Source organism: Pseudomonas sp. QL9 (assembly GCF_041409665.1).
Taxonomy (GTDB): domain Bacteria; phylum Pseudomonadota; class Gammaproteobacteria; order Pseudomonadales; family Pseudomonadaceae; genus Pseudomonas; species Pseudomonas knackmussii.
The window spans coordinates 265,881-292,003 of sequence record NZ_CP166971.1 but is presented as its reverse complement, the minus strand read 5'-3'; the positions used below and the strand labels follow the sequence as shown (position 1 = coordinate 292,003).

Annotated in this window: 21 protein-coding genes; 5 read left to right on the top strand and 16 right to left on the bottom strand. The window is 65.6% G+C overall.

The window, feature by feature from the left end; genetic code table 11:
* Window position 1: 1 nt before the first annotated feature.
* Window positions 2-916, bottom strand: coding sequence for a LysR family transcriptional regulator (locus ACA097_RS01380; RefSeq protein WP_043251804.1), 915 nt, complete (start codon window positions 914-916; stop codon window positions 2-4).
* A 249-nt stretch (window positions 917-1,165) separates the two neighbouring features.
* On the opposite strand from ACA097_RS01380, the gene ACA097_RS01375 reads away from it, so the two are divergent.
* Window positions 1,166-3,091 (top strand): tyrosine-protein phosphatase, encoded by a 1,926-nt coding sequence (locus ACA097_RS01375; RefSeq protein WP_371368007.1) that lies wholly within the window; start codon window positions 1,166-1,168, stop codon window positions 3,089-3,091.
* Window positions 3,092-3,190: 99 nt separating this feature from the next.
* Here the strand turns inward: ACA097_RS01375 and ACA097_RS01370 are convergent, their stop codons facing one another.
* Window positions 3,191-4,171: a helix-turn-helix transcriptional regulator gene (locus ACA097_RS01370; RefSeq protein WP_371368005.1), complete on the bottom strand. Its 981-nt coding sequence runs from the start codon at window positions 4,169-4,171 to the stop codon at window positions 3,191-3,193.
* 199 nt (window positions 4,172-4,370) lie between these two features.
* Here ACA097_RS01370 and ACA097_RS01365 point away from each other — a divergent pair, with 199 nt between their 5' ends.
* On the top strand, window positions 4,371-5,252 hold the full coding sequence (locus ACA097_RS01365) for a helix-turn-helix domain-containing protein (RefSeq protein ID WP_371368003.1): 882 nt from the start codon (window positions 4,371-4,373) through the stop codon (window positions 5,250-5,252).
* 137 nt (window positions 5,253-5,389) lie between these two features.
* Window positions 5,390-6,406 (top strand): IS110 family transposase, encoded by a 1,017-nt coding sequence (locus ACA097_RS01360; RefSeq protein WP_371367040.1) that lies wholly within the window; start codon window positions 5,390-5,392, stop codon window positions 6,404-6,406.
* A gap of 535 nt (window positions 6,407-6,941) precedes the next feature.
* Here the strand turns inward: ACA097_RS01360 and ACA097_RS01355 are convergent.
* Entirely contained in the window at window positions 6,942-8,075 is a 1,134-nt protein-coding gene (locus tag ACA097_RS01355; RefSeq protein WP_371365690.1) for an IS481 family transposase, read from the bottom strand.
* Window positions 8,076-8,273: 198 nt separating this feature from the next.
* Here ACA097_RS01355 and ACA097_RS01350 point away from each other — a divergent pair.
* A protein-coding gene (locus tag ACA097_RS01350) for an IS3 family transposase (RefSeq protein ID WP_371365441.1) occupies window positions 8,274-9,415 on the top strand; the annotation gives its coding sequence in 2 pieces (ribosomal slippage) (window positions 8,274-8,526 and window positions 8,526-9,415; 1,143 coding nt in all).
* Window positions 9,416-9,626: 211 nt separating this feature from the next.
* Here the strand turns inward: ACA097_RS01350 and ACA097_RS01345 are convergent.
* From ACA097_RS01345 to ACA097_RS01315, 7 genes are all read right to left on the bottom strand, one after another.
* On the bottom strand, window positions 9,627-10,922 hold the full coding sequence (locus tag ACA097_RS01345) for an NAD(P)/FAD-dependent oxidoreductase (RefSeq protein ID WP_371368001.1): 1,296 nt from the start codon (window positions 10,920-10,922) through the stop codon (window positions 9,627-9,629).
* A 14-nt stretch (window positions 10,923-10,936) separates the two neighbouring features.
* Window positions 10,937-12,034 carry a polyamine ABC transporter substrate-binding protein gene (locus ACA097_RS01340; protein WP_043251813.1) on the bottom strand — a complete coding sequence of 366 codons (1,098 nt, stop codon included), beginning with the start codon at window positions 12,032-12,034 and terminating at the stop codon, window positions 10,937-10,939.
* A 43-nt stretch (window positions 12,035-12,077) separates the two neighbouring features.
* Window positions 12,078-13,436 carry a glutamine synthetase family protein gene (locus ACA097_RS01335; protein ID WP_371367999.1) on the bottom strand — a complete coding sequence of 453 codons (1,359 nt, stop codon included), beginning with the start codon at window positions 13,434-13,436 and terminating at the stop codon, window positions 12,078-12,080.
* A 295-nt stretch (window positions 13,437-13,731) separates the two neighbouring features.
* Window positions 13,732-14,214 (bottom strand): Bro-N domain-containing protein, encoded by a 483-nt coding sequence (locus ACA097_RS01330; protein WP_371367997.1) that lies wholly within the window; start codon window positions 14,212-14,214, stop codon window positions 13,732-13,734.
* Between the two features lie 422 nt (window positions 14,215-14,636).
* Window positions 14,637-15,497: a sulfurtransferase gene (locus ACA097_RS01325; RefSeq protein WP_371367995.1), complete on the bottom strand. Its 861-nt coding sequence runs from the start codon at window positions 15,495-15,497 to the stop codon at window positions 14,637-14,639.
* A gap of 214 nt (window positions 15,498-15,711) precedes the next feature.
* Window positions 15,712-16,089, bottom strand: a complete 378-nt coding sequence (locus ACA097_RS01320) for a sulfite exporter TauE/SafE family protein (RefSeq protein WP_043251818.1) — start codon at window positions 16,087-16,089, stop codon at window positions 15,712-15,714.
* A gap of 303 nt (window positions 16,090-16,392) precedes the next feature.
* Window positions 16,393-16,830 carry a hypothetical protein gene (locus ACA097_RS01315; RefSeq protein WP_371367993.1) on the bottom strand — a complete coding sequence of 146 codons (438 nt, stop codon included), beginning with the start codon at window positions 16,828-16,830 and terminating at the stop codon, window positions 16,393-16,395.
* 331 nt (window positions 16,831-17,161) lie between these two features.
* Here ACA097_RS01315 and ACA097_RS01310 point away from each other — a divergent pair, with 331 nt between their 5' ends.
* Entirely contained in the window at window positions 17,162-17,554 is a 393-nt protein-coding gene (locus ACA097_RS01310; protein ID WP_371367991.1) for a GFA family protein, read from the top strand.
* On the opposite strand, the gene lipA is transcribed toward ACA097_RS01310, so the two are convergent.
* The 6 genes from lipA to gcvH all read right to left on the bottom strand — a co-directional run bounded on the left by lipA (window position 17,551) and on the right by gcvH (window position 25,847).
* Complete coding sequence (lipA, locus tag ACA097_RS01305; protein WP_371367989.1) at window positions 17,551-18,510, bottom strand: lipoyl synthase; 960 nt, start codon at window positions 18,508-18,510, stop codon at window positions 17,551-17,553. The genes ACA097_RS01310 and lipA overlap by 4 nt on opposite strands.
* Window positions 18,511-18,609: 99 nt before the next feature.
* Window positions 18,610-19,731 carry a glycine cleavage system aminomethyltransferase GcvT gene (gene gcvT, locus ACA097_RS01300; protein WP_371367987.1) on the bottom strand — a complete coding sequence of 374 codons (1,122 nt, stop codon included), beginning with the start codon at window positions 19,729-19,731 and terminating at the stop codon, window positions 18,610-18,612.
* 50 nt (window positions 19,732-19,781) lie between these two features.
* Window positions 19,782-21,158: an L-serine ammonia-lyase gene (locus tag ACA097_RS01295; protein WP_371367985.1), complete on the bottom strand. Its 1,377-nt coding sequence runs from the start codon at window positions 21,156-21,158 to the stop codon at window positions 19,782-19,784.
* A gap of 111 nt (window positions 21,159-21,269) precedes the next feature.
* Window positions 21,270-22,523 (bottom strand): serine hydroxymethyltransferase, encoded by a 1,254-nt coding sequence (gene glyA, locus ACA097_RS01290; protein WP_371367983.1) that lies wholly within the window; start codon window positions 22,521-22,523, stop codon window positions 21,270-21,272.
* Window positions 22,524-22,585: 62 nt separating this feature from the next.
* Window positions 22,586-25,459, bottom strand: coding sequence for an aminomethyl-transferring glycine dehydrogenase (gene gcvP / locus ACA097_RS01285; protein ID WP_371367981.1), 2,874 nt, complete (start codon window positions 25,457-25,459; stop codon window positions 22,586-22,588).
* Between the two features lie 10 nt (window positions 25,460-25,469).
* Window positions 25,470-25,847, bottom strand: a complete 378-nt coding sequence (gene gcvH, locus ACA097_RS01280) for a glycine cleavage system protein GcvH (protein WP_371367979.1) — start codon at window positions 25,845-25,847, stop codon at window positions 25,470-25,472.
* Between the last annotated feature and the right edge of the window lie 276 nt (window positions 25,848-26,123).

Sequence of the window (26,123 nt, the reverse complement as noted above, 5' to 3'; positions counted from 1 at the left end):
ACTACTCCCGCGCGGCCAGGCGTAGCGCCGGGTCGTTGCGCAGGCGCTCGGCGCAATACTCGATGAAGGCGCGAACCTTGGCCGAGGCCCGCGCGCCGCCCGGCTGCAGCAGGTGGATGGGCAGCGGGGCGATGGAGAAGGCGTCGAGGACGATCTCCAGCTCACCGCGGGCGACGGCGTCGGCGACCTGGTAGGACAGCACGCGGGTGAAGCCCCAGCCCAGCTTCGCCGCGTGGATGGCGGCATTGTTCGAGGTGACCACGAAGCGTGCCTGTGGACGCAGGGTGACGGCGCCGTCCGCTGTGACGAACTGCCAGTCGGTGAGCAGGGTGCTGGAGGCGGACATCACCACCGGCGCGTCGAGCAGGTCGGTGGGGGTGGCCGGGCGGCCGACCTTGTCGAGAAAGGCCGGGGCGGCGCAGATGACCGGGCGGATCTCGCCGACCTTCAGCGCGTTCATCTCGCCCTCCGGCAAATGGCCGATGCGCACGGCGACGTCGACGCCTTCGTCGATGAGGTTCACCAGGCGGTCCACCAGCAGCGCGTGCACCGACACCTCGGCATGGGCGGCGAGGAACTCGGCGATCAGCGGCACCATGTACAGCTCGCCGAACAGCACCGGCGCCGTCACCGTCAGGTTGCCGCGCGGGCGCAGCGCGCTGCCGGCGGCCAGCTCCTCGGCTTCCTCCAGCTCCTGCAGGATGCGCCGGCAATCCTCGGCGTAGCGCCGGCCCGCCTCGGTCAGCCGCACGCTGCGGGTGCTGCGCGCCAGCAGCAGGGTGCCCAGGCGCTCCTCCAGCGCGGCGATGGCGCGGGTCACGCTGGGCGGCGACAGGCCCAATTGCTTCGCCCCGCCGGCGAAGCTCTCCGCCTCGGCCACCGCCAGCAGCACCTTCATTTCCTGGAACCTGTCCATGCCTCACCACTTCGCGCCGTGAACTCTTCGGGATGCCGGGGAACATAGTTGGTCCTTGGCATCCCGCCAATCTCCGGCGGCGGGCGATTCGGCAAATCGCTCGTCATTTCTGACCGGCACGGACAGATAACGCACCCCGCGGACAGAATGCGCAGCCATTTGGCTTTGCCGGCGTCCTGTCATATTCGATAGCGGATCGCCACCGAAAGTAGCCCGCTCAATCCGCATTTCCATCGACGAGGCTACACCGTGCTAAATCGAGTTCTCTGCTGTTCGCTGTCCGTTCTCAGCCTGTCCATCGCTACCGCCCAGGCCACCGAGACCTACACCCTCGATACCCCGCGCCTGACCGGCATCGACAACTTCCGCGACGTGGCCGGCACCACCACCGCGTACACCACCCGCAACGACGGCACCATGCGAGCGGGCGTGTTCTACCGCTCCAACGCGCTGACCCCGTCGGCCGCCGACCTGGCCACGCTGAACACCCTGGGCATCAAGGAAGTCTTCGACCTGCGCACCGCCAGCGAGATCGCGTCTACGCCCGACACCCTGCCCAGCGGGGCGAGCTACCAGAACATCGACATCATTGGCAGCGCCACCTCCGGAGCCGACATCACCAATATCTCCGTCACCAGCGCCGCCCAGGCGATCGAGATGATGGAACAGACCAACCGCTCCTTCGTCAGCGATGCCGGGATGCGCAGCCAGTTCGCCACGCTGTTCAACGAGCTGGCATCGGCCGACGGCGCGGCGCTGTTCCACTGCACCGCCGGCAAGGACCGCACCGGCTGGACCGCCGCCGTGCTGCTGAGCATCGCCGGGGTGGACAGCGCGACCATCATGTCCGACTACCTGGCCACCAACGAATACACCGCCGCCCGCGTTGCCGCGACCCTGGCGCAGATGCCGCCGAGCATGGCGGCTATCTACGCGCCGCTGCTCGGCGTGCAGGCCAGCTACCTGCAGGCCGGCCTGGACCAGGTGGTCGCCGAGTACGGCAGCATGGACAACTACCTCAAGGAAGGCCTGGGCCTGTCCCAGGAAACCATCTACGTGCTGCGCGGCAAGATGGTCTACTACAGCAGCCTGCCTGGCACCGCCGGCCTTTCCGGCAACGCCGCCGCCGGTGCGCAATTGCTGCTGCAACTGCAGAACAGCAGCCTCTCGGGCAACTACACGGCGTACAACTACTACCTGCAATCGGCTATCGACGCCGGCACCCTCGGCGGCGTGGAATCCACCGTCGGTGGCCAGGTGCACGCCGACGCCGCCAGCTACCTGCTGCGCCAGGACGCGCTGATCGACCGCGCTGCCGCCCCCTATACCAGCGGCACCGACCTGAAGACCGGCCAGCGCCGCCTGTGGACCACCACCCTGGCCGGCTACCAGGGCAACGACGGCTCGTCCCAGGCCGCAAGCAGCAACGAGCACACCCAGGGCACCATGATCGGCCTGACCCAGCGCTTCTCCGATCAGCTCAGCGCCACCGCCGGTTTCGGCTACAGCCGTGGCAGCGTGGGCGGGGCGGGTGGCAAGGTGGACACCGACCTGACCTTCCTCCGCGCGGGCGCGCGCTTCGCCCCTGGCAGCCTGGAGCAGGGCCTGTTCGTCGATGCCGACCTCAGCGCCGGCTGGCTGGATTACGACAGCAAGCGCGAACTGGGTGGCGGCCTCGGCACAGCCAAGGGCGACAGCCACGGCACACTAAGCGGCGGCAGCGCGTCGCTGGGTTACCGCATCCCGGTGAAGGACGCGATCCTCGAACCGAGCCTGGGCGTACGCATCAGCCACCTGGACCTGTCCGGCTTCCAGGAGAAGGGCAGCGAGCTGGCGCTGGACGTCGACGGCATCGAGCAAACCCGCCGCAGCGCCATCGCCAACCTGAAGGTGAGCTTCATGCCGGTCGCACTGAGCGGCGGCTGGCAGCTGGTGCCGGGCATCGACCTGGGCTATGACCACGCGCTGGGCGACTACAAGGTCAACAGCGACGGCCACCTGCTGGGCCTGGACGTAGCCCAGCGTGCGGCCTTCGACAACCGCGACCAGGTCAGCGCCGCGGTCAACGCCATGGCCAGCCTCGGCGACCTGAGCGTGGGTGCGGAAGTCGGCGCCCTCGGCGGCAGCGGCAGCCACGGCTACAGCGGCAGCCTCAAGGCCAGCTACCAGTTCTGATCGACCACGTCGCCCGATCCGCCGGCATCCCCACGGCGGATCGGGCGGGTTTCGGCAAGGGCGCGCTGCCTCACCGGCAGCGCGCCCTTATCGTTTGGGCTACGCGCGGCCCTTGCGCAGGTCCGCCGGGCTGACCCCGTAGGCGCTCTGGAAGTACTGGCAGAAGCGCCCGAGGTTGCTGAAGCCCAGGCCCAGCGAGATATCGCGGATGGACTGCGGCGAATCTTCCAGCAACGCGGCGTGCGCCCGCTCCAGGCGCACCTGGCGCTGGTAGGCGACGATGGAGCTGCCCATGAAACGGCGGAATCCCTCCTGCAACGCGCGCAGGCTGACATTGGTCAGTTCGGCCAGCTCGGTGCCGCTGAGCAGCGCCTCGGGGTGCGCCTGGATGTACTCCACGGCCCGCCGCACATGGCGCGGCGCGATCATCGGGCCCGGCTTCTGTAGCGCTTCGCTGTAGTTGTGCGGCCAGTTCTCCAGCACGGCGTCGACCAGCATCTCCTGCAGACGCGCGGGCATCAGCGCGCTGGATTTGATCAGCAGGTCGAACTCCGAGCCGGTGGCCATGCCGATGAGCGCCTTGATGCCCTGGAAGGCTTCCACCTTGAGGTCGACCACGGGCTGGAAGCGCACCTTGTGCACCACCGGCTTGCCCAGCAGCGTCGAGAGCCGCCGGGCGAAGAGGGCGCGGCGCACCGAGATCCCGTGCTGCGCGTGGCCATCGACGAAGCTCGCCGAGCGCACCGAGGATTTCTCGATCGCCAGGCCAACCGTCGGCACCCCGACGGTCTCGCTCGCCTGGTTGAAGACGATCTTGCCGGCGGTGGGGAAGACGAAAGTGATCTCGTCGTCCTGGTCGGGCATGGCGGTGGTGAAATCGCCGCGAAAGCTCAGGCGGCGGAAGCTCAGGCCGTCGTGGCGGCCGTAGACCCCGGCGATGGCGACCTTGCGCTCCGGACGCGGCAGCCCCGAATAGAGGTTGCCGAACATCCGCGTGAAGAGGGCACCGAACTCGTCAGCGTCCATGTCTTCGGAGCGGATCAGGAATGGCGTGCGCGAAGAGCCCGAGTCCAGCTTCATGTCCAGTCATCCATACGGCGCGGTTGCGGCCTGCTCGGTGCGTTGCGAGCAGATAGTGGGCGCGCAATCTAGCAGCCGTGGATGACAGCACCATGATGCAACGGCTGGATGAAAGGTCGTGGCCGCGGGCGCGCGGCGCTTGCACGCGGCTCGGGCCGGTTGATAGCCTTCCCGGCCAGGAAAACCGCCAGGTCTGGGTATGTCGGTCAGGGTTGTAGAAGCACAAGAAGTCGATCAGCAGCGCATTGCGATTCCCGGTTGGGAACAGCAGTACACGCAGATGTCCGCGGGGCGTTTCGCCGGGCGGATCCTGCATGCCGAGGTCGAGGGTATCGAGCTCTTCGAGGAGCAGATGAACCTGCGCGTGGAGCAGGAGTTCCACGCGCCGCCCGGGGCCCTGGTGTTCAGCTTCGACATGTCCGACAACACCCTCTACCTGCTCGACGGCGAGACCCGCAACGCCTGGGTCACCCCGGAGAACTACCGCGAGGTGGCGGTGGTGATCAAGGAAGCCGGGCAGTGGGGCCAGGCGCTCGACTCCTTCGCCGACCTGGTGCTCACGCCGCTGCGCTCCGACCACTGCAGCCAGGTCGCGACCTCGCTCAGCAACCTGCTCACCGGCGCCCACGGCGAGCAGCAGGCCATGGATGCGCCCGGCATCGCGCAAGGCATCGTCTCCAACTGCTTCTCCCTGCTCTGCGAAGCGCCGCCCAGCGACGCCCAGCGTTCGCGCTCCATCGTCCAGGCCAAGCGCGTGGTGCAGCGAGTCAAGGAGGTGGTGAACGATTGTCCCGAGGAAAACCTTGGCATGACCGAGCTGGCCGCAAAAGCCGGCGTCTCGCCGCGCAGCCTGCAGCAATCCTTCCTGCGCTACGCGGGCATCCCGCCCATCGTCTGGCTGCGCAACCGCCGCCTGAACGCCGCCCGCCGCGACCTGCTCAACGCCGCCGAGACCGGCATGAGCGTGGCCGACGTGGCGATGAAGTGGTCGTTCTGGCACCTGGGGCGGTTCTCCCAGTCCTACCACGCGCTGTTCGGCGAGTACCCCAAGGCCACCGTCAAACACGGCGGGCGGTCCTGAGGCCGACGCGCTGCATCCGCTCGCGAACCGCCCACCGCAAATACCGAACCTGTAGGGCAATGAAATGGACTCCTCCCTCCTACGGCGTCAAGCGCCAGACTGATGGTGTAGCCACAAGTCCCGGAGGGGGAGTCAGCATGAACATTAGTCGCGTTGGTCTGGATCTGGCAAAGCAGGTATTCCAGGTACATGGCGTCGATAGCCACGAGCGCGTGGTGTGCCGCCGGCAGCTCAAGCGGGCGCAGATGCTGGATTTCTTTCGCCAGCTGGCACCCTGCCTGGTAGCGATGGAGGCCTGCGGCAGTGCGCACTATTGGGCGCGAGAGCTGCAGGGGCTGGGGCATGAGGTTCGCTTGATCGCACCGCAGTTCGTCAAACCTTACGTCAAGGGTGACAAACACGATGCCCACGATGCCGAAGCGATCTGCGAGGCGGCCAGCCGTCCGAGCATGCGCTTTGTGCCGGTGAAGAGTGCGCAGCAGCAGGCCGGGCAGTCCGTGCATCGCATTCGCAGCCGTCTGGTCCGGGCCCGTACGGCACTGTGCAACGAAATTCGCGGCTTGCTCGGCGAATTTGGCCTGATCGCCAGCCGACGCGGGCGCGCGGCGACCGTCGAACTGCTCGAGACGGTCACCGCTGCCGAGCCGGTGCCCTTGCCGGCGCCAATGGGCGAGTTGTTGAGCGATTTGAAAGAGGAGTTGCAGGCGCTGGATGCCCGCATCGAACGACTGGAGCGAGTGATCAAGCGCAGTGCGCGCGAGGATGCGCGCATCCAGCGCCTGCTGGCCGTGGAAGGCATCGGCCCGCTCACCGCCAGCGCGGTGGTGGCAGCGGTCGGCGATGCCCGGCAATTCCGCACGGCGCGTCAGTTCGCCGCCTGGCTGGGCCTGGTGCCACGGCAACACTCCACGGGCGGGCAACAGCGCCTGGGCGGGATCACCAAGCGTGGCGATACCTACCTGCGCACCTTGTTCACCCATGGCTCCCGCTCGGTCGTACGCTGTTGCGCCAACAAGACCGATGCTCGCAGTCGCTGGCTGCAAGGCCTGTTGCAACGATGCAATGCCAACGCCGTCGCCGTTGCCCTGGCCAACAAGAATGCCCGGATCGTCTGGGCCCTGCTCAGTCGGGAAACCACCTACCAACCCGCCTGAGCGTTACCGGCAACACCGCTGTAGAAACGCTCCACCACGATTGCACAGTGAATGGCATTGATGACGAACCGGTCGAACCGGCCTGTATGAAACCTGGGTTATCCGCGGGCTCCCTGCTGCCGTGAAGCAAAGCCGTTAGGGCGATCAGACATACAGGCGCGCATTTCATCAGGGCTCGGGAGCTGCCACACCGCTCCATGAAGCCGGATATACGGACGCAGTCGTACCTAGGTTCGAAATCCCCGCCAAACACTGGCAAACCGGGAGGAGTCCATATACGAATAACCCCGTGGGGGTTATCCGCCATTTTCGTGCGGTGCGGCGGCGCATAACCGCGAACGCGGTTATGCGCCCTACGGGTGGATCGGTGCGGGGATTTTCGCGGACAAGATCCGCTCCTACAGGATGACGCCGAACCCTCAGCGCATGCCGAACAGCCCCCTCTCCCTTCAGGGAGAGGGTTGGGGAGAGGGAGTGTTCTGCCGGGACAGACAGGTAACGCCTGTCGGGACACATGGGTAACGGTTGCCCATGTTCACTCCGGCTGCCGGAGATCGACCTGCCGGACCGTTCTGTTGATGAAAATGATATCGAGCACGCCATCCTCCTTGGCCGGGCGGATGGCGACGCGTTCGCCGGCCAAGCCTTCGCTGACGAATACCATTTGGCCATTGAGGCGGATCTGGCCCTTGGTATGCACTGTCAGCACCCACTCTCCCGGCTCGTATTCCACTTCCGGCAGTTGTTCCGGGTATGGCCTGGGGCTGCTCTGATAACGCGTCAGCGGTGGTTTCTGGCCCAAGGCCTGGTGCGGGCGTTGCTGATTGTACTGTTCGAGCCAGCGGTCCATACCGGCCTGGCACTGCTCCAGCGTGCGGAAATGCGCGTCGTGCAGCAGCTCCCGCTTCAGCGTCTGATGGAAGCGTTCGAGTTTGCCTTGTGTCTGTGGGTGGTGGGGGCGGCTGTGGCCGACCTTGATGCCCAAGCGCATCAGCCAGACCTCCAGAGCCGAGATTCCACCACGTCGGGTTGACCCCCAGGGTGGACCGTTGTCGCTGGTCAGGCGCCGCGGCAGGCCGTAGCGCCTGAACACACGGATCAACTGTTGGCGGACCGTCTCGCGCCGTTCATTGGCACAAGCTGCCAGGCACAACGCAAAGCGCGAGTGATCGTCGAGCAAGGTCAGCGGATGACAATGTTGACGCTGGCCGAACAAGGCGAAATGGCCTTTGAAGTCCATCTGCCAGAGGTCATTGGGCGCGTCATGCTCGAAACGAGACGTAGCCGCCGGGCCAGTATCGGCGCCATAGCGCAGATGCCGATCATTGCGCCGCAGGATCGCATCGATAGTGCTGTGGTGCGGCAACGGCAAGTCGCTGCTCAACAAGCTGCGTAATTTGCGACTGCCCCAGGCGGGGTATTCGTCATGCAGTGCCAAGACCGCTTTCTCCAGTTCATCGCTGCAACTGCGAGGGCTATTCAAGGGCCGTCGAGACTTATCCAGCAGCCCCGACTCGCCCTGCTTTCGATAGCGCTCAATCCACTTGTAGCCCGTCTTCGGACTGATCCCGTAGCGACGACACAACTCGCGCACATTGGTGTCTGGCTGCCTCGCCAGAAGAACGAACTCATATCGACTGGACACAGGTGTGCACTCCTTCCACGGCATCGCTCGATCTCCCGAAACGGCTACACCGTGATCCTAAATGCGTTACCTATGTCTCCCGACACCTGTCACCCATGTCTCCCGGCAGAACAGGAGCGGGGTCCCCTCGCAACGCCACTACATCCCAGAAGCACCTGAAGTGGCCTAATGATTCTGGACACCCCGATAGGGCGTTAAGCTTCGCCCACAGCTGAGGTGTTCATGAGCAGAAGATCATTCAGTCCAGATTTCAAACTGGAAGCCGCCCGCTTGGTGGTGGATCAAGGCTATACGGTGCCGGCCGCCTGCAAGGCGATGGGGGTGGGGCCCACGGCGATGCGTCGCTGGGTGGCGCAGTTGCAACTGGAGCGTGGCGGCCAGACGCCTGCGCATAGCAAGGCGCTGACAGAGGATCAGCGGCGCATTCAGGAGTTGGAGGCGCAAGTCCGCCGCTTGGAGCGGGAGAAAGAGATTCTAAAAAAGGCTACCGCTCTCTTGATGTCGGACGCCCTCGACTAGTCAGGCTGGTCGAGGCATTGGGCGAGCAGTATTCGCGTACGGAACTGTGCCGGTTATTCCAGGTAAATCGCAGCAGTGTTTATGCGGCCCGAAAGCGGCAGGCACGCGTCTGCAGTCGACGAGAAGCGTTACGCCAGCGCGTGGTGGAACTGCATGCCCAGAGCCGCAGCGCGGCCGGTGCCCGAACGCTATCGGCCGCCTTGCGCAACGAGGGCTTTCCTGCAGGCCGTTACCTTGCCGCCCGGTTGATGAAAGAGGCCGGGCTCGTCAGTACACAACGCCGTAAACATCGCTACCGGGTTGCCAAGGAGCACAGTGCCATCGCGGCCAATGAGCTGGCGCGCCGGTTCAATGTGAGCCGCCCCAACCAGGTGTGGTGCGGGGATGTGACGTACATCTGGGCCGGTGGCCGCTGGATCTACCTGGCCGCCGTGATGGATCTGTATGCACGTCGGATCGTCGGCTGGGCCATGTCCAACCGGCCCGACTCACAACTCACCGGGCGCGCTCTGCGGGTGGCCTACGAAGCCAGGGGCATGCCACAGCAACTGATGTTTCACTCCGACCAGGGCTGTCATTACACCAGCCTCGAATTTCGCCAAATGCTCTGGCGCTACGGCATTCGGCAAAGCATGAGCGGTCGAGGAAACTGCTGGGATAACGCGCCGATGGAGCGATTCTTCAGAAGCCTCAAGTCGGAATGGATACCGCCCTCCGGCTACGTCGATCAGCCCCAGGCGGAAGCCGACGTGCTGCGTTACGTCACCGACTACTACAACCACCAACGGCCACACAGTCACAACGATTACCAGACACCGGCACGGCGTGAAGAGCTGGCTGGATAGACCTAAACCAGTGTCCAGTTTTACTTGACCACTTCAACCATCTGCCCTTCGTAGGAGCGAGCTTGCTCGCGAACCGCACGGCACGGTGTTTCCTTGTAGGAGCGGCCCATGGCCGCGATCGCGCGCATGGCGCGGCTCCTACAGGGGTATCGGCGCGCGGAAAAAAAAGCCCCCATGAAGGGGGCTGAAGTAGTGCTACCGCATTCAGTGCTTAGCCAATGATTTCGCGCATCCGGTACCAGGCCATGCCCAGCGCCAGCAGCGGCGAGCGCAGCCGTTTGCCGCCGGGGAAGGTCAGGTGCGGGACCGCGCTGAACAGGTCCAGGCCCTTGCTCTGGCCGGTGTGGATGGCCTCGGCGAGGAGCTTGGCCGACCAGTGCGTGACGTTCAGCCCGTGCCCCGAGTAGCCCTGGGCGAAGAACACGTTCGGGTGCGCCTTGAGTCGTCCGACCTGGGGGAAGCGGTTGGCGGTGATGCCGATCATGCCGCCCCACTGGTAGTCGATCCGCACGTTCTCCAGCTGCGGGAAGACCTTGAGCACCTTCGGCCGCATGTAGGCGCCGATGTCCTTCGGGTCGCGCCCGGAGTAGTGGCAGGCGCCGCCGAACAGCAGGCGGCGGTCGGCCGTCAGGCGGTAGTAGTCGAGCCCCACCTTCTGGTCGCACATCGCCATGTTCTGCGGGATCAGCTTCGCCGCGGCCGCTTCGGACAGCGGCTCGGTGGCCACCACGTAGCTGCCGGCGGGAAGCACCTTGCCGGTCAGCTTCGGTTCGAGCTCGTCGAGGTGCGCGTTGCAACCGAGCACCAGGGTGTTCGCGATCACCCGGCCATTGGCGCAATGCACCACCGCCGACTTGCCGTGCTCGATGCGCAGCACCGGGCTCTGCTCGAAGATCTGCGCGCCGAAGCTTGCCGCCGCGCGGGCCTCGCCCTTCACCAGGTCCAGCGGATGCAGGTGCCCCGAGCCCATGTCGATCAGGCCGCCGGCGTATTGGTCGCTGGCCACCACCTCGTGCATCTGGCCCGGCGCTACAAGCCGGGTTTGATGCGGGTAACCAGCGGCATCCAGCGCTGCCTTTTCCTCGACCATCGCGGCGTACTGCGCGGGGGTGTTGGCCAGCTCGCAGAAGCCCCAGCGCAGGTCGCAGTCGATGTTCAGCTCGCGGATGCGCCCGGCGACCAGGGCCACCGAGTCCACACCGGCTTGTTCCAGATAGCGAACCCCTTCCTCGCCGACGTACTTGGCGAAGCCGCTGACGTCGTGGCCGATGCCGCGGATCAGTTGCCCGCCGTTGCGCCCGCTGGCGCCCCAGCCGATACGCCGGGCCTCCAGCAGCACCACGGAGTGGCCGCGCTGGGCCAGCTCCAGTGCGGTGTTGACGCCGGTCAGCCCGCCGCCGATCACGCAGATGTCCGCGCGAACGTCCCCCGCGAGCGAGGGGTACTGCTGTTTGTCGCGGGCGGTGGCGGCGTAGTAGGACGCGGCGTGCTCGTCGGAGTGAGTCATGGGTCGTTCTCGAGTCATTGGTTGAACTTGATCTTGCTCCAGCTGCGGGTCATCAGGCGCATGATCTTGGGCGGCGGCGCCTTGGCGATGTACAGCTTGTCGAGCACGGCCTGGCTCGGGTAGACCTCGGGGTTGTTCTGCATTTCCGGGTCGAGCAGGGCCTTGGCGTCGGCGTTGGCGCTGGGGTAGCCGACGTACTGGCTGATCCCGGCGATCACCTTGGGCTCGAGGATGTAGTTGATGAACGCCAGCGCCTGGTCCGGGTTCTTCGCATCGGAGGGAATGGCCATCAGGTCGAACCAGAGGTTCGCGCCTTCCTTGGGAATGGCGTAGGCGATCTGGATGCCGTTCTTGGCTTCCTTGGCCCGCGCGGCCGCCTGGAACACGTCGCCCGAGTAGCCGAAGGCCACGCAGATGTTGCCGTTGGCCAGGTCCGAGATGTACTTCGAGGAGTGGAAGTAGGTCACGTACGGGCGCAGCTGCAGCAGCTTGGCCTCGGCCTTCTCATAGTCGGCCGGGTTGGTGCTGTTGGGGTCCAGGCCCAGGTAGTTGAGCACCGAGGGGATCAGCTCGTCGGCGGAGTCCATGAAGGCGACGCCGCACTGGTTGAGCTTCTTCAGGTTCTCCGGCTCGAACATCACCGCCCAGGAGTCGATGTGATCGACGCCCAGCACCTGCTTGACCTTCTCGACGTTGTAGCCGATGCCGTTGGTGCCCCACAGGTAGGGCACCGAGTGCTTGTTGCCCGGGTCGTTCTGCTCGAGCAGCTTGAGCAGTTTCGGGTCCAGGTGGTTCCAGTTCGGCAGCTTGCTGCGGTCGAGCTCCAGGAACACCCCGGCCTGCACCTGGCGGGTCAGGAAGTGGTTGGAGGGCACGACCACGTCGTAGCCGGAACGGCCGGCCAGCAGCTTGCCTTCCAGGGTCTCATTGGAATCGAAGACGTCGTAGACCGGCTTGATCCCGGTGGTCTTCTGGAACCCGGCAAGGGTGTCCGGGGCGATGTAGTCGGTCCAGTTGTAGACGCTGACCGTAGGTTCAGCGTGGGCGCTTACAGCCAGTAGCGGGGCCAGCGTGGCCAGGGCGAAGGGCGCAAGGGTGCGCAGCAGTCTCATGGGGACTCCCGAATTGTTGTTGTGAATGGGGCGGTGCGGCGGATCAGACGCTCAGCAGGAGGAACTCGCGCTCCCAGGAGCTGATCACCCGCTTGAAGTTCTCGTGCTCGGTGCGCTTCACGGCGACGTAGCCCTGCACGAACTTGTGGCCCAGGTATTCCTTGAGCACCGCGCACTCTTCCATCTGCGCCAGGGCGTCCTCGATGGTGATCGGCAGGCGCAGGTTGCGGCGCTCGTAGGCGCGGCCTTGCACCGGGGCGCTCGGGTTGACCCCTTCGATCATGCCCAGGTAGCCGCACAGCAGGCTGGCGGCCAGCGCCAGGTAGGGGTTGGCGTCGGCGCCGGGCAGGCGGTTTTCCACGCGCATGGCGGCCGGCGGGGCGGCCGGTACGCGCAGGCCCACGGTGCGGTTCTCTTCGCCCCACTCGACGTTCACCGGCGCGGAGGTGTCCGGCAGGAAGCGGCGGAAGGAGTTCACGTTCGGCGCGAACATCGGCAGCACCTTGGGGATGTACTTCTGCAGGCCGCCGATGAACTGCAGGAACAGCTGGCTCATGGAGCCGTCTTCGTTGGCGAAGATGTTCTTGCCGGTGGCGATGTCCATCACGCTCTGGTGGATGTGCATGGCGCTGCCGGGCTCGTCGGTGATCGGCTTGGCCATGAAGGTCGCGCTGACGTCGTGCTTGAGCGCCGCTTCGCGCATGGTGCGTTTGAACACGGTGATCTGGTCGGCCAGGCTCAGCGCGTCGCCGTGACGGAAGTTGATTTCCATCTGCGCCGGGCCGTCCTCGTGGATCAGGGTGTCCAGGTCCAGGCCTTGCAGTTCGCACCAGTCGTAGACGTCTTCGAACAGTGGGTCGAACTCGTTGGCGGCGTCGATGGAGAAGCTCTGGCGGCCGCTTTCCGGTCGCCCTGAGCGGCCCACGGGGGCTTCCAGCGGGAAGTCCGGGTCGCTGCTGCGCTTGGTCAGGTAGAACTCCATTTCCGGTGCGACGACCGGGCTCCAGCCCTTGTCGGCATACAGCTTCAGCACGCGCTTGAGGACGTTGCGCGGCGACAGTTCGATGGGGTTGCCGACCTTGTCGAAGGTGTCGTGGATGACCATCGCGGTCGGTTCCAGCGCCCAGGGCACCAGGTAGATGGCGTTCGGGTCGGGACGGCAGACCATGTCGATGTCGGCTTCGTCCAGCAGGTCGTAATAGATGTCGTCGTCGACGAAATCGCCGGTGACGGTTTGCAGCAGAACACTTTCGGGGAGACGCATGCCCCCCTCGCCGAGGAACTTGTTGGTGGGGGAAATCTTGCCGCGGGCGATGCCGGTCAGGTCGCTGACCACGCATTCCACTTCGGTGATTTTTTCTTGTTTCAGCCGTTGCTCCAGTTGCTCGGCGGGGGTGCTCATACAAGCCTCGAAAGGTTCAGGGATTCGGAAAGAAAGTGCGCCGCAGCCTGTGGCTGAAGGTCGCAGGGTTAGTTTCCGTCGCAGGGGCGGGGCGGTTCTATCCACTTTCCGCACACATGCATCCAGACCATTCCCGGTCGCCCTGCAACTGGACGGCACCGAAGACGCGTTCTACGACCAGCCGGATGACGTCGTGAAGGTCAAGTAACCCTGCCCAAGTGCTGGCGGAGAAGAACCTCCGCCAGCCGCTCATACCTCGTGCTTGGCTGCGGCCGAGCTTTTTCTGCCGGCTCGATCAGCTGCCGATTTCCATCATCCGCACGGCATCCCCCAGCCGCACCCACACCGAGCCCTGCCACTCCAGCAAACCCAGCTCGCGGCCCAGCGCCGGGGCAACGCGCCGGCGCGGCAAATGCGGATTGTGCTGCTGGGCGTCGCGCAATGCCGGCAGCACGTCGTTGCTCAGCCATTGGCGCAGGCTGCGGTTTTCCGGGTGGTAGAAGTTCACCATCAGCAGCGCGTAGACGCCGCTGTCGCTGAGCAGCAGTTCCTCTTCGCATTCGCCGTGGCTGTTGAGCAGCAGCGCCGTGCGGTGCTGGTCGGCATCCAGCTTGTGCACGATGCGTTCGTTGATATGGCTGTTGGTCAGGCGCGCCAGGTCGCCGGCAACGAACCACGCCTGCTGCTCGATCAACACGGCGCGCAGTTGCCGGTGGTGACGGATGAAGACGGTGGGAATCAGGGCTGAATCGGTAGGGAAGGAAAGGGCAGGGTTCATGCTGTGCTCCTTGCATGCAATCAAGAAGCCGCCACCGGGAAGAAAAGGGAGGCGGACCGTGCAAGGGTGGAAAACCGGGACGTTACACGAATACCGGCCGGGCCGAAGCCCGCCTTGACGGTCCGCCATAGACAGCCAGATACGGCCCGGCTTGCTTAAGGCAGGGCCTTCTCCGCTACAGCGGTCGTGTAAACGCCTCAGGTTTCCACACCTGACCGCGGCAAATCCGCGGCGGGCGAAACCCTACGCAGGGGGCTTGTAGGACCGCAACGCCATAGGCGAGTAGGAAGTTTCCCAAAGCCTGGCGTCTGTGGGAACGCAGCTTCTTTCTCGCCCCTACGGATGGCCGATTCAGGCTGCATGCCGGGGCCATTTCCAACGACAGCTATCGACCCATTGCAGCTGGCCACCCCTGATCGCTATTAGTAGGGCAAACCTTCCTCAATTGGTAAGGTCGGATCTCGGGACCATTCGTTCCAGGAGCCCAGGTAGAGGCGAACGTCCCTGATTCCTGCTTCTTCCAATGCCACAAAGGTATTTGAGGCACGTGCGCCCTTGAAGCAAAAGACCACCACAGGCGTATCGCGGCCGATTCCGACCGTAGCGCATTCCGCGAGAATCTCACTGGGTGACTTGAACATCGGCCCCTGAGCCGTCGGCTTCATCATCCGGTACCACTCCAGCCAGACCGACCCTGGAATTCTGCCCTTGCGCGGGCAGAAATCCTTGCCATAGGGTGACGAGCTTTCGCCTATCCATTCATCGACATCACGTACGTCAAGTTTGACGACATGGGGGTCGGCAACCACCCGCTTCATCTCGGCGAGATCGACAAAGAGGCTCCGCCCTCCTTCGCCAGAGGGGAACGTGGCAGGAGCCGGTGAGGAAGTTTCACTGGTGCTGGGAAGTCCTGCATTGCGCCAGGCGTTGTAGCCGCCGTGCAGTATCCTGATCTTGTCGCGAGGGTAGCCGAGATAGCGGAGCAGCACGTAGCCGCGGCAAGACTGCCCAAAGCCGGTGGTCATGGACTGCTCATATACGAGCGCTGTTTCCCTGCCAGACAAACCGGCCTTTGCGAATGCTTGGGCGAATGTATCGCGCAATGCGACCAAGCCTTCCGGAGTGGTGGTCGCCAAGTAGGTAAATATTTCGTGGATGTTTACCGCGCCCGGTAGATGAGCCTCGGCGTAACTCGCGGCATCTCGGGTGTCGATGAGTACCATGGGCTCACGATTGATCATTGCCGCCAATTCGGACGGTGAAACGAGAACTCTGTTGTTCATGAAGCGCCTCACACAGCGGGACAGTGCCAGCCTAGGAAAGAAAAATTCCGTCATCCATCCGCCTTCTCTCTGAGGCGAAGTGGAAAATTTCAATGTGGGGCAACTAGCAAAGAGCTCATTGATGTGAATCAACTTCAGCAGCACAGCTTTATTCGTCGTACAGCTGTCCTTTACCGAATTGGCGCGGGGCGTAGACGTTCACGGACTCACGCAATCACCGCAGACGTTCATAGGCGCCGTAGACGAGGTAGATGCCCAGGCAACACACGAAGATGCCGAACAACAGGCGCAGGTGCGCCCCGCTGACATGGCTGGCGATGCGAGCACCAAGCCATGCTCCGAGGAACATGGTGATTGCGATTACTATCGCTGCCGTTACGTCCACGTTGCCATTGCGGTAGTACTCGAGCGCCGCGGCGAGGCCGATCGGAGGCAATAGCACGGCGAGCGAGGTTCCAGTGGCCATGTGCTGGGGAAAGCCCGCCCAGTAGATCAGCGCTGGCACGACGATCAGCCCGCCTCCGACGCCGAACAAACCTGCCGCCACTCCGCTGACGGTACCTATCACTACAAAAACCAGCCATGCAGGCATGGTCCTCTCCCTCTCGTGCGTGAAGGGATTCACCGGGGCGCCGCCTTACTAATCATTTCCGTGCGACAACCAGGCGGCGCGTCATAAATCTCCAGGCTCATGCCGTGCAGTCGCGCCACTGCCGACACCATGCTCAGTCCCAGCCTGTTTCCCGGTGTATTACGGCTCGCCTCGCCCCGGTAGAGGCGGCGGAAACCAGTGTCCAGTTTTTGCTTGGCCACGCCACCTAAATCTTTTGACAGGAAGCGCAGTGGCCTACACCGCACCTCCACGGACCTGAGTGGCAATCCCCTTAAAGGTGCGCTAACTCCCCCCCTTGCCAGCGCCGTTTCCGCCGCCCGCTCCATTTCCGCCCTGTCCACCGCCTTTACCGGCCCCCGCTCCCTGACCACCTCCCATGCCGGGCCCCATGCCGCCTTTTCCGGGTTGAGGCGCATCGGGCAATGTCATGCCTTTCTCCTTGGCTCGCTTCTGCATCTCGGCATGATGCTGCTGGCGTATTTGCTCGCGTTCCTCGGCGGTCTTGGCGTTGCGCATCTTGTGCTGATACTCACTGCGCTCCTGCGGCGTCATGAGCTGACTGCCATAGATACGATCATGGGTCTGGGTCTGGGTCTGGGTCTGGGTCTGGGTTCGATCTTGCGTTTGATCCTGTTTCCTCTCCTGGTCTTCGGCAACGGCCATACAGGCGTAACCGGACACGAGTCCGGCAATCACAGAGGCTGCAATGATTCGGCGCATAACACTACCCTCCCACTGATTGGGGGTGAATTGACGTCTTTTGCATCGTGCTAATAGTCGTTCAGCACTAAACGGAACCAATTTTGAAGATGATGAGCGTCTTAGCCTTGCGCTAGGTCAATTTGCGTGCCGAACCCCGAGTCGCCGCCGATTGGCTGCTTCTGGCCGGTGTCGGCCAGTCGCGAGTGGCTGCAACCGACCCCAAGCGGCCGTACGAAAGCCGAGCGGATTCGCCGAATTCCTCGGCTGGCTGGAGCAGGAGGCGCTTGCCGTCCAAGGCGGCCCCTAGGCGCTAAGCTTCCTCCCTGCGCATATCCAGACGAGGTGCACCATGGACACATTCACCGGCGGTTGCCTGTGCGGCGACGTCCGTCTCCGCGCCACGGGCCGGCCGTATCGGGTCGGCCTTTGCCATTGCCTCGATTGCCGCAAGCACCACGGCGCGCTCTTCCATGCCTCGGCGGTCTTCCCGCAGGAGGCGGTGACCATCGAGGGCGAAACGCGCGCCTACGACGGGCGGCATTTCTGTCCCCGTTGCGGCTCGCCGGTGTTTTCCCTCTCCGGCGACGAGGTCAATGTGAACCTCGGCGCGCTCGACGCCCCGGACCAGCTGACGCCGACCTACGAGCTCTGGACCATCCGCCGCGAGGCATGGCTGCCGGCGTTCCCGCTCAAGCACCACTACGAGCGCGATCGCGAGGGCAGCAGCCGCTCCGAGGATTAGCCCAGGCCGTGCGCTTGCTGGTCAGCGTGGTACGAGGAACGCACCAGCGGGCCGGAGGCGACGTTCTTGAAGCCCATCTTCTCGCCGGCTTCGGCGAACCAGGCGAAGGTGTCCGGGTGGACGAAGCGCTGCACCGGCAGGTGGTTGCGCGAGGGCTGCAGGTACTGGCCGAGGGTCAGCATGTCGATGTCGTGCTCGCGCATGCGCTGCATGGTCTCGATGACTTCGTCGTCGGTCTCGCCCAGGCCGAGCATCAGGCCGGACTTGGTCGGTACGTGCGGAACCATCTGCTTGAACTTCTGCAGCAGGTCCAGCGACCACTCGAAATCCGAGCCCGGGCGCGAGGACTTGTACAGGCGCGGCACGGTTTCCATGTTGTGGTTGAACACGTCCGGCGGCTCGTTGGCGGTGATCTCCAGGGCGATGTCCATGCGTCCGCGGTAGTCCGGGACCAGGGTTTCCAGCTGGATGCCGGGGGACAGCAGGCGGATTTCCCGCTGGCAGTCGGCGAAGTGCTGGGCGCCGCCGTCACGCAGGTCGTCGCGGTCCACCGAGGTGATCACCACGTACTTCAGGCGCAGGTCGGCGATGGCGATGGCGAGGTTCTTCGGCTCATCGAGATCCAGTGGCTTCGGCCGGCCGTGGCCGACGTCGCAGAACGGGCAACGGCGGGTGCAGATGTCGCCCATGATCATGAAAGTCGCGGTGCCGCCGGAGAAGCACTCGCCCAGGTTCGGGCAGGACGCCTCTTCGCAGACGCTGTGCAGCTTGTGCTTGCGCAGCAGCTGCTTGATGCGGTCGACCTCGGGCGAAACCGGGATGCGCACGCGAATCCAGTCGGGCTTCTTCGGCAGCTCGTCGGTGGGAATGATCTTCACCGGAATGCGCGCGACCTTCTCGGCGCCGCGCAGCTTCACGCCTACCTCGACCTTGGAGGCCGACTTCGTGGATTCCATGGTGGGGCTCTCTTTCTGTAGGAGCGAGCTTGCTCGCGAACGGACTCGGTAACGAGTTCGTCGGGCAAGCCGCTCAAGGATCGGTTGTTGAGTGAAGGCTCAACCGCGGTAGTAGCGCTGCGGCACGAAGGGCGTGCGCGCCACCTGCATGGGCACGCGCTTGCCGCGCACCAGCGCCCAGACCTCGGTGCCCAGGGCGCTGAACTCGGCGGGCAGGTAGCCCATGGCGACCGGCCCACCCAGGCTCGGACCGAAACCGCCGCTGCACACCTGGCCGATCACCTGGCCGTCGGCATCGACGATCTCCGCACCTTCGCGCACCGGCATGCGCTCCTGAGGCAGCAGCCCGACACGTTTGCGCGCCACGCCTTCGGCCTGCTGGGCCAGGACCCGCTCGGCGCCAGGGAAGCCGCCAACGCGCGCACCGCCTGCGCGGCGCTCCTTGGAGATCGCCCAGGCCAGCGCCGCTTCGATGGGCGTGGTCTGGGGGTTCATGTCGTGGCCGTAGAGGCACAGGCCGGCTTCCAGGCGCAGCGAGTCACGCGCGCCGAGGCCAATGGGTTGCACGTCGGGATCGGCCAGCAGGGCGCGAGCCAGGGACTCGGCGTGCTCGACCGGTACGGAAATCTCGAAGCCGTCCTCGCCGGTGTAGCCGGAGCGGCTGACGTAGCAGTCGGCACCCAGCAGCGGCAGGCGGGTGAACTGCATGAAGGTCATCTGCGCGACCTGCGGGGCGAGGCGCGCGAGCACCTCGACGGCGGCCGGGCCTTGCAGGGCGAGGAGGGCGCGTTCCTCGAACAGCGGCTGGATTTCGCAGCGGGCGCCGATGTGCTTGCGCAGGTGAGCCAGGTCCTGTTTCTTGCAGGCGGCGTTGACCACCAGGAACAGGTGGTCGCCGGCGTTGGCCACCATCAGGTCATCGAGGATGCCACCCTCGGCGTCGGTGAACAGCGCGTAGCGCTGCTGGCCCGGCGCGAGGCCGAGGATGTCGACCGGCACCAGGCTTTCCAGGGCGTGGGCGGCGTCCTCGCCGCGCAGAATGATCTGGCCCATGTGCGAGACGTCGAAAAGGCCGGCCTTTTCGCGGGTGTGCAGGTGCTCCTTGAGCACCCCAAGCGGGTATTGCACCGGCATCTCGTAGCCGGCGAAGGGCACCATGCGGGCGCCCAGTTCGAGGTGCAGGGCGTGCAGCGGGGTTTGCGCGAGGATTTCGGTAGTCATGTCGGGTTCCGCTCTCGGTACGTTCGGGATAGGTGGGGCGGGCGGTGCGCTCAGCATTCGATGATGTTGACCGCCAAGCCGCCGCGCGCGGTTTCCTTGTATTTGCTCTTCATGTCCGCGCCGGTCTGGCGCATGGTGCGGATCACCTTGTCGAGCGAGATGAAGTGCTGGCCGTCGCCGCGCAGGGCCATGCGCGCGGCGTTGATGGCCTTCACCGCGCCCATGGCGTTGCGTTCGATGCAGGGCACCTGGACCAGGCCGCCGACCGGGTCGCAGGTCAGCCCGAGGTTGTGCTCCATGCCGATCTCGGCGGCGTTCTCGACCTGCTGCGGGGTGCCGCCGAGGACTTCGCAGAGCGCCCCGGCGGCCATCGAGCAGGCCACGCCGACCTCGCCCTGGCAGCCGACCTCGGCGCCGGAGATGGAGGCGTTCTCCTTGTAGAGGATGCCGATGGCGGCGGCGCAGAGCAGGAAGCGCTCGACGCCGTCGTCGCTGGCGCCGGGCACGAAGCGGCTGTAGTAGTGCAGCACCGCCGGGACTATGCCGGCCGCGCCGTTGGTGGGAGCTGTCACCACGCGCCCGCCAGTGGCGTTTTCCTCGTTCACTGCCAGGGCGTAGAGGTTGACCCAGTCGAGCACGCTGAGGCTGTCGCGCAGGTTGGCTTCCGGGCGCTCGCTGAGCTGGCGGTACAGCGCGGCGGCGCGGCGCCGCACCTTGAGCCCGCCGGGCATGATGCCTTCCTTGCGGCAACCGGCGCGCACGCAGTCCTGCATCACCTGCCAGATGCGCGCCAGGCCCGCGCTGGTTTCCCCGGCGCTGCGCCAGGCCAGCTCGTTCTCGCGCATCAGGTCGCTGACCGACAGGCCGTGGGTCAGGCACTGGTCGAGCAGCTCGCCGCCGGTGCGGAAGGGGAAGCGCAGCGGCGTGCGGTCGGCGACGATGCGGTCGTGCCCGGCCGCTTCCTCGTCGACCACGAAGCCGCCGCCCACCGAGTAGTACTCGCGGCTGCGGACCTGCAGGCCGGCGGCATCGAAGGCACGGAAGATCATGCCGTTGGGGTGGTAGGGCAGCGGCCGGCGGATCAGCGCCAGGTGCTCCTTCTCGACGAAGCCGATCAGGCGTTCGCCGCCCAGGCGCAGCTGGCCGCTGCGGCGGATTTCCTGCAGGCGTGGCTCGACGGCCTCGGTATCGACGCTGTCGGGCAGCTCGCCCTCAAGGCCGAGCAGCACGGCCTTGTCGCTGCCATGGCCCTTGCCGGTGGCGCCCAGCGAGCCGTACAGCTCCACGCGCAAGCTGTGGGTGTTCGCCAGCAGGCCCTCGCGGCGCAGGCCATCGACGAAACGCGCCGCCGCGCGCATCGGCCCGACCGTGTGCGAGCTGGATGGGCCGATACCGATCTTGAACAGGTCGAAGACGCTGAGTGACATGGAAAGGCTCCTGAAGTCTCGAATCGTGGCGCTCTACCGGTAGGAGCGGGCCGCGCCCGCGATGCTTTTCGCGGGCATGGCCCGCTCCTACGAAAGGCGCCTCGGGGAATCTCAGCGATAGACCGGGTAGTCGGCGCAGAGGCCGGCGACCTGGGTGGCCACCTTGGCCTCGACGTCGGCGTCGCCCAGGTGGTCGAGCACGTCGCAGATCCAGCTCGCCAGCTCGCGGCACTGTTCCTCTTTCAAACCACGGGTGGTCAGCGCAGGAGTGCCGATGCGGATGCCGGAGGTGACGAAGGGGCTCTGCGGATCGTTGGGTACGGCGTTCTTGTTCACGGTGATGCCGACGCGGCCGAGGGCGGCGTCCGCCTCCTTGCCGGTCAGGCCCTGCTTGACCAGGCTGATCAGCATCAGGTGGTTGTCGGTGCCGCCGGAGACCACGTCGTAGCCGCGGTCGATGAAGACTTCAGCCATGGCCTTGGCGTTCTTGATGACCTGGGCCTGGTAGTCCTTGAAGCCGGGCTCCAGCGCTTCCTTGAAGCACACCGCCTTGGCGGCGATCACGTGCATCAGCGGGCCGCCCTGGGCGCCGGGGAAGACGGCGGAGTTGAGCTTCTTCTCGATCTCTTCGTTGCTGCGCGCCAGGATCAGGCCGCCGCGCGGGCCGCGCAGGGTCTTGTGGGTGGTGGTGGTGACCACGTCGGCGTAGGGCAGCGGGTTCGGGTACAGGCCGGCGGCGACCAGGCCGGCGACGTGGGCCATGTCGACGAACAGCAGCGCGCCAACCTTGTCGGCGATGGCGCGGAAGCGCGGGAAGTCGAGGGTCTTCGAGTAGGCGGAGAAGCCGGCGACGATCATCTTCGGCTTGTGCTCGACGGCCAGGCGCTCGACTTCGTCGTAGTCGATCAGCCCGGTCTTGGTGTCCAGGCCGTACTGCACGGCGTTGTACAGCTTGCCAGAGGACGAGACCTTGGCGCCGTGGGTCAGGTGACCGCCGTGGGCCAGGCTCATGCCGAGGATGGTGTCGCCAGCGTTAAGCAGGGCCAGGTAGACGGCGCTGTTGGCCGAGGAGCCGGAGTGCGGCTGCACGTTGGCGTAGTCGGCGCCGAACAGTTGCTTGGCGCGGTCGATGGCCAACTGCTCGACCTTGTCGACGTGCTCGCAGCCGCCGTAGTAGCGCTTGCCCGGATAGCCTTCGGCGTACTTGTTGGTCAGGCCGCTGCCCTGAGCCTGCATGACGCGCTTGCTGGTGTAGTTCTCCGAGGCGATCAGCTCCAGGTGGTCTTCCTGGCGGGCTTCCTCGTCGGCCAGCGCGGCGAAGAGTTCGTCGTCGTAGCCTTGAATCTGGTCATGCTTGCTGAACATGGGATTACCTCACGAATGTCGGGTGAGGCGCGCCCGGCCAACGCCGGGCGCGCCGGGCAGCTTCAGGCTTCCTGGTAGCTTTCCAGGGACGGGCAGGCGCAGATCAGGTTGCGGTCGCCGTGGACGTTGTCCACGCGGCCCACCGGCGGCCAGTACTTGCCGTCGACCAGGCTGGCGACCGGGAATACCGCCAGCTCGCGGCTGTACGGGTGCGACCACTCGCCGACCAGCTCCGCCGCGGTGTGCGGGGCATTTTTCAGCGGGTTGTCATCGGCGTGCAGCTCGCCGCGTTCCACTGCGCGGATTTCCTCGCGGATGCGGATCATGGCGTCGCAGAAGCGGTCCAGCTCCTGCTGCGACTCGCTCTCGGTCGGCTCCACCATCAGGGTGCCGGCCACCGGGAAGGACATGGTCGGCGCATGGAAGCCGTAGTCGATCAGGCGCTTGGCCACGTCGTCGACGCTGATGCCGCTGGACTCCTTGAGCGGGCGCAAGTCGAGGATGCATTCGTGGGCCACCAGGCCGTTCTCGCCGGTGTAGAGGATCGGGTAGTGCTCCTCCAGGCGTCGGGCCACGTAGTTGGCGTTGAGGATCGCCATCTGCGAGGCGCGGCGCAGGCCAGCGCCGCCCATCATGCGGATGTACATCCAGGTGATCGGCAGGATGCTGGCGCTGCCAAACGGTGCGGCGCTCACCGCGCCGACCTTGCGTTCCAGCTGTTCGCCATGGCCCGGCAGGAAGGGCGCGAGGTGCGCCTTCACGCCGATCGGGCCGACACCCGGGCCGCCACCGCCGTGGGGGATGCAGAAGGTCTTGTGTAGGTTCAGGTGGGACACGTCGCCGCCGAACTTGCCCGGCGCGCAGAGGCCGACCATCGCATTCATGTTGGCGCCGTCGATGTAAACCTGGCCGCCATTGTCGTGGACGATGGCGCAGATCTCGCGGATGCCTTCCTCGAACACGCCGTGGGTCGAGGGGTAGGTGATCATGATCGCCGCCAGGCGCTCGCGGTGTTCCTCGGCCTTGGCGCGCAGGTCGTCGATATCGACGTTGCCCTTGGCGTCGCAGGCGGTGACCACCACGCGCATGCCGGCCATCTGTGCGGTGGCCGGGTTGGTGCCGTGAGCGGAGGAGGGGATCAGGCAGACATCGCGATGCCCTTCGCCACGGCTGGCGTGGTAGGCACGGATGGCCAACAGGCCGGCGTACTCGCCCTGGGAGCCGGCGTTGGGCTGCAGCGACACGGCGTCGTAGCCCGTGGCGGCGCAGAGCATGGCTTCCAGCTCGTCGGTCAGTTGCCGGTAGCCCTGGCTCTGCTCGGCGGGCGCGAACGGGTGCAGGTTGCCGAACTCGGCCCAGGTGACCGGGATCATCTCGCTGGCGGCGTTGAGCTTCATGGTGCAGGAGCCCAGCGGGATCATGCTGCGGTCCAGCGCCAGGTCCTTGTCCGCCAGCTTGCGCAGGTAGCGCATCAGCTCGGTTTCCGAGTGGTAGCGGTTGAACACTTCGTGCTGCAGGAAGGCCGACTGGCGCAGCAGGGCCACCGGCAGGCGGCTGGCGGCGCAGGCGGCGAGGGTGTCGAAGGCGAGCGGTGCGCCACCTTCGGCGAAGAGCGCCCAGAGCTGCTCGACGTCGGCCGGGGTGCTGGTCTCGTCGAGGGAGATGCCGACGCGCAGGGCATCGACTTCACGCAGATTGATGCCAGCGGCGCGAGCCCGCGCATGCAGTTCGACGACCTGCCGGCTGCTGCCGAGGATGAGCGTCAGGGTGTCGAAGAAGTATTCCTGTTCCACCGCCACGCCCAGTTTGGCCAGGCCCAGGGCGAGTGTCGCGGCCAGCCGATGCACGCGCTCGGCGATTCGCTGCAGGCCCTGCGGGCCGTGGTAGACGGCGTACATGCTGGCGATGTTGGCGAGCAGCACCTGCGCAGTGCAGATGTTGCTGGTGGCCTTCTCGCGGCGGATGTGCTGTTCGCGGGTCTGCATGGCCAGGCGCAGCGCACGCTTGCCGAAGCGGTCGATGGAAACGCCGACCAGGCGGCCGGGCATGTCGCGCTTGAAGGCGTCACGGGTGGCGAAGAAGGCCGCGTGCGGGCCGCCGAAGCCCAGCGGCACGCCGAAGCGCTGGGCGCTGCCGAGGACCACGTCGGCGCCGAATTCGCCCGGAGGGGTCAGCAGGGTCAGGGCCAGCAGGTCGGCAGCCACCGCCACCAGGGCGCCGGCGGCGTGGAAGCCGTCGATCTGCACGCGGTAGTCGAACACGTCGCCGTTGCTCGCCGGGTACTGCAGCAGGGCGCCGAAGTAGGGGCTGAAGTCGCGCAGCTCGGCTTCGTCACCGACCACCACTTCGATGCCCAGCGGTTCAGCGCGGGTGCGCAGCACGGCAAGGGTCTGCGGGTGGCAATGGGCGGAGGCGAAGAAAGCCTGGGCCGCCTTGTTCTTCGCCAGGCGTTTGCAGAAGGTCATGGCCTCGGCGGCGGCGGTCGCCTCATCGAGCAGCGAGGCGTTGGCGATCTGCATGCCGGTCAGGTCGCTGACCAGGGTCTGGAAGTTCAGCAGGGCCTCCAGGCGGCCCTGGGAGATTTCCGGCTGGTACGGGGTGTAGGCGGTGTACCAGGCCGGGTTTTCCAGCAGGTTGCGCAGGATCGGCGAGGGCGTGTGGCAGGGGTAGTAGCCCTGGCCGATGTGGTTGCGCAGCAGATGGTTGCGCCGGGCGATGGCCTGGATCTCGGCCAGCGCCTGGGCTTCGCTCAGCCCTTCGGCGCCGTCCAGCACGCTGGTGCCCTTGATGCTTTCGGGGATCACGCTGGCGGTCAGCGCCTCGAGGTCGGCATAGCCGAGCAGTTCGAGCATGGCGCGGACGTCGCCTTCGCGCGGTCCGATGTGGCGGCCGACGAATTCGCCGGAGGTGCCCGGGGCACCGGTGTGCTTGGACATGGCGCGGGCCTCAGGCGTTGGCTTGGGTGAGGTTGAGGTAGGCGGCGGCGTCGAGCAGTTCGCCGAACTGGCCGGCGTCGCTGGGGCGCATGCGGAAGAACCAGCCGCCGTTCAGCGCGTCTTCGTTGACCAGTTCCGGCGCGCTTTCCAGGGCGGCGTTGACCTCGACCACCTCGCCATCCAGCGGCATGGTGATGTTGCTCGCCGCCTTCACCGATTCCAGGGTCGCCACTTCCTGGCCGGCGCCGTAGGTGCCCGGCTCCGGCAGCTGCACGAACACCACGTCGCCGAGCGCCTCCTGGGCGTAGGTGGTGATGCCGACGGTGATCAGGCCATCGGCTTCCAGGCGCAGCCATTCGTGTTCGACGGTAAAGCGTACTTCGCTCATGGGGTGACTCCTCGAGGTGGGGTTCGCCGCTTCTTCTGGCGGGCGATGGTTAACGGGCTCGTGCCGGGCAGCGAGCGGTCTCGAGGAGGAAAGAGCAAGGGCGGTGCCAATCTCTATTTATTCAATAGAAACAATGACTTGAAATTTATTCGGGATATCGGGATGGGCTTGCGCGTATCGAATCCCATACGCCTGGTGCCGTCCGCATGCCGGGCATTGCCGGGCACCCCGCGTGGTGCCTGGCGTTGCGTGCTTTGGATTGAAATCGATACGGCG

What these genes read in the sequence shown, in the direction of transcription:
- ACA097_RS01330 (WP_371367997.1), bottom strand. Translation starts at nt 14,214, where the DNA reads ATGAACCCTGCCCTTTCCTTCCCTACCGATTCAGCCCTGATTCCCACC.
- ACA097_RS01345 (WP_371368001.1), bottom strand. Translation starts at nt 10,922, where the DNA reads ATGACTCACTCCGACGAGCACGCCGCGTCCTACTACGCCGCCACCGCC.
- ACA097_RS01320 (WP_043251818.1), bottom strand. Translation starts at nt 16,089, where the DNA reads ATGCCTGCATGGCTGGTTTTTGTAGTGATAGGTACCGTCAGCGGAGTG.
- ACA097_RS01335 (WP_371367999.1), bottom strand. Translation starts at nt 13,436, where the DNA reads ATGAGCACCCCCGCCGAGCAACTGGAGCAACGGCTGAAACAAGAAAAA.
- gcvH (WP_371367979.1), bottom strand. Translation starts at nt 25,847, where the DNA reads ATGAGCGAAGTACGCTTTACCGTCGAACACGAATGGCTGCGCCTGGAA.
- ACA097_RS01370 (WP_371368005.1), bottom strand. Translation starts at nt 4,171, where the DNA reads ATGAAGCTGGACTCGGGCTCTTCGCGCACGCCATTCCTGATCCGCTCC.
- ACA097_RS01355 (WP_371365690.1), bottom strand. Translation starts at nt 8,075, where the DNA reads ATGCCGTGGAAGGAGTGCACACCTGTGTCCAGTCGATATGAGTTCGTT.
- ACA097_RS01325 (WP_371367995.1), bottom strand. Translation starts at nt 15,497, where the DNA reads ATGAACAACAGAGTTCTCGTTTCACCGTCCGAATTGGCGGCAATGATC.
- ACA097_RS01340 (WP_043251813.1), bottom strand. Translation starts at nt 12,034, where the DNA reads ATGAGACTGCTGCGCACCCTTGCGCCCTTCGCCCTGGCCACGCTGGCC.
- lipA (WP_371367989.1), bottom strand. Translation starts at nt 18,510, where the DNA reads ATGGAATCCACGAAGTCGGCCTCCAAGGTCGAGGTAGGCGTGAAGCTG.
- ACA097_RS01295 (WP_371367985.1), bottom strand. Translation starts at nt 21,158, where the DNA reads ATGTCACTCAGCGTCTTCGACCTGTTCAAGATCGGTATCGGCCCATCC.
- ACA097_RS01380 (WP_043251804.1), bottom strand. Translation starts at nt 916, where the DNA reads ATGGACAGGTTCCAGGAAATGAAGGTGCTGCTGGCGGTGGCCGAGGCG.
- ACA097_RS01365 (WP_371368003.1), top strand. Translation starts at nt 4,371, where the DNA reads ATGTCGGTCAGGGTTGTAGAAGCACAAGAAGTCGATCAGCAGCGCATT.
- gcvT (WP_371367987.1), bottom strand. Translation starts at nt 19,731, where the DNA reads ATGACTACCGAAATCCTCGCGCAAACCCCGCTGCACGCCCTGCACCTC.
- ACA097_RS01360 (WP_371367040.1), top strand. Translation starts at nt 5,390, where the DNA reads ATGAACATTAGTCGCGTTGGTCTGGATCTGGCAAAGCAGGTATTCCAG.
- gcvP (WP_371367981.1), bottom strand. Translation starts at nt 25,459, where the DNA reads ATGTCCAAGCACACCGGTGCCCCGGGCACCTCCGGCGAATTCGTCGGC.
- ACA097_RS01310 (WP_371367991.1), top strand. Translation starts at nt 17,162, where the DNA reads ATGGACACATTCACCGGCGGTTGCCTGTGCGGCGACGTCCGTCTCCGC.
- ACA097_RS01315 (WP_371367993.1), bottom strand. Translation starts at nt 16,830, where the DNA reads ATGCGCCGAATCATTGCAGCCTCTGTGATTGCCGGACTCGTGTCCGGT.
- glyA (WP_371367983.1), bottom strand. Translation starts at nt 22,523, where the DNA reads ATGTTCAGCAAGCATGACCAGATTCAAGGCTACGACGACGAACTCTTC.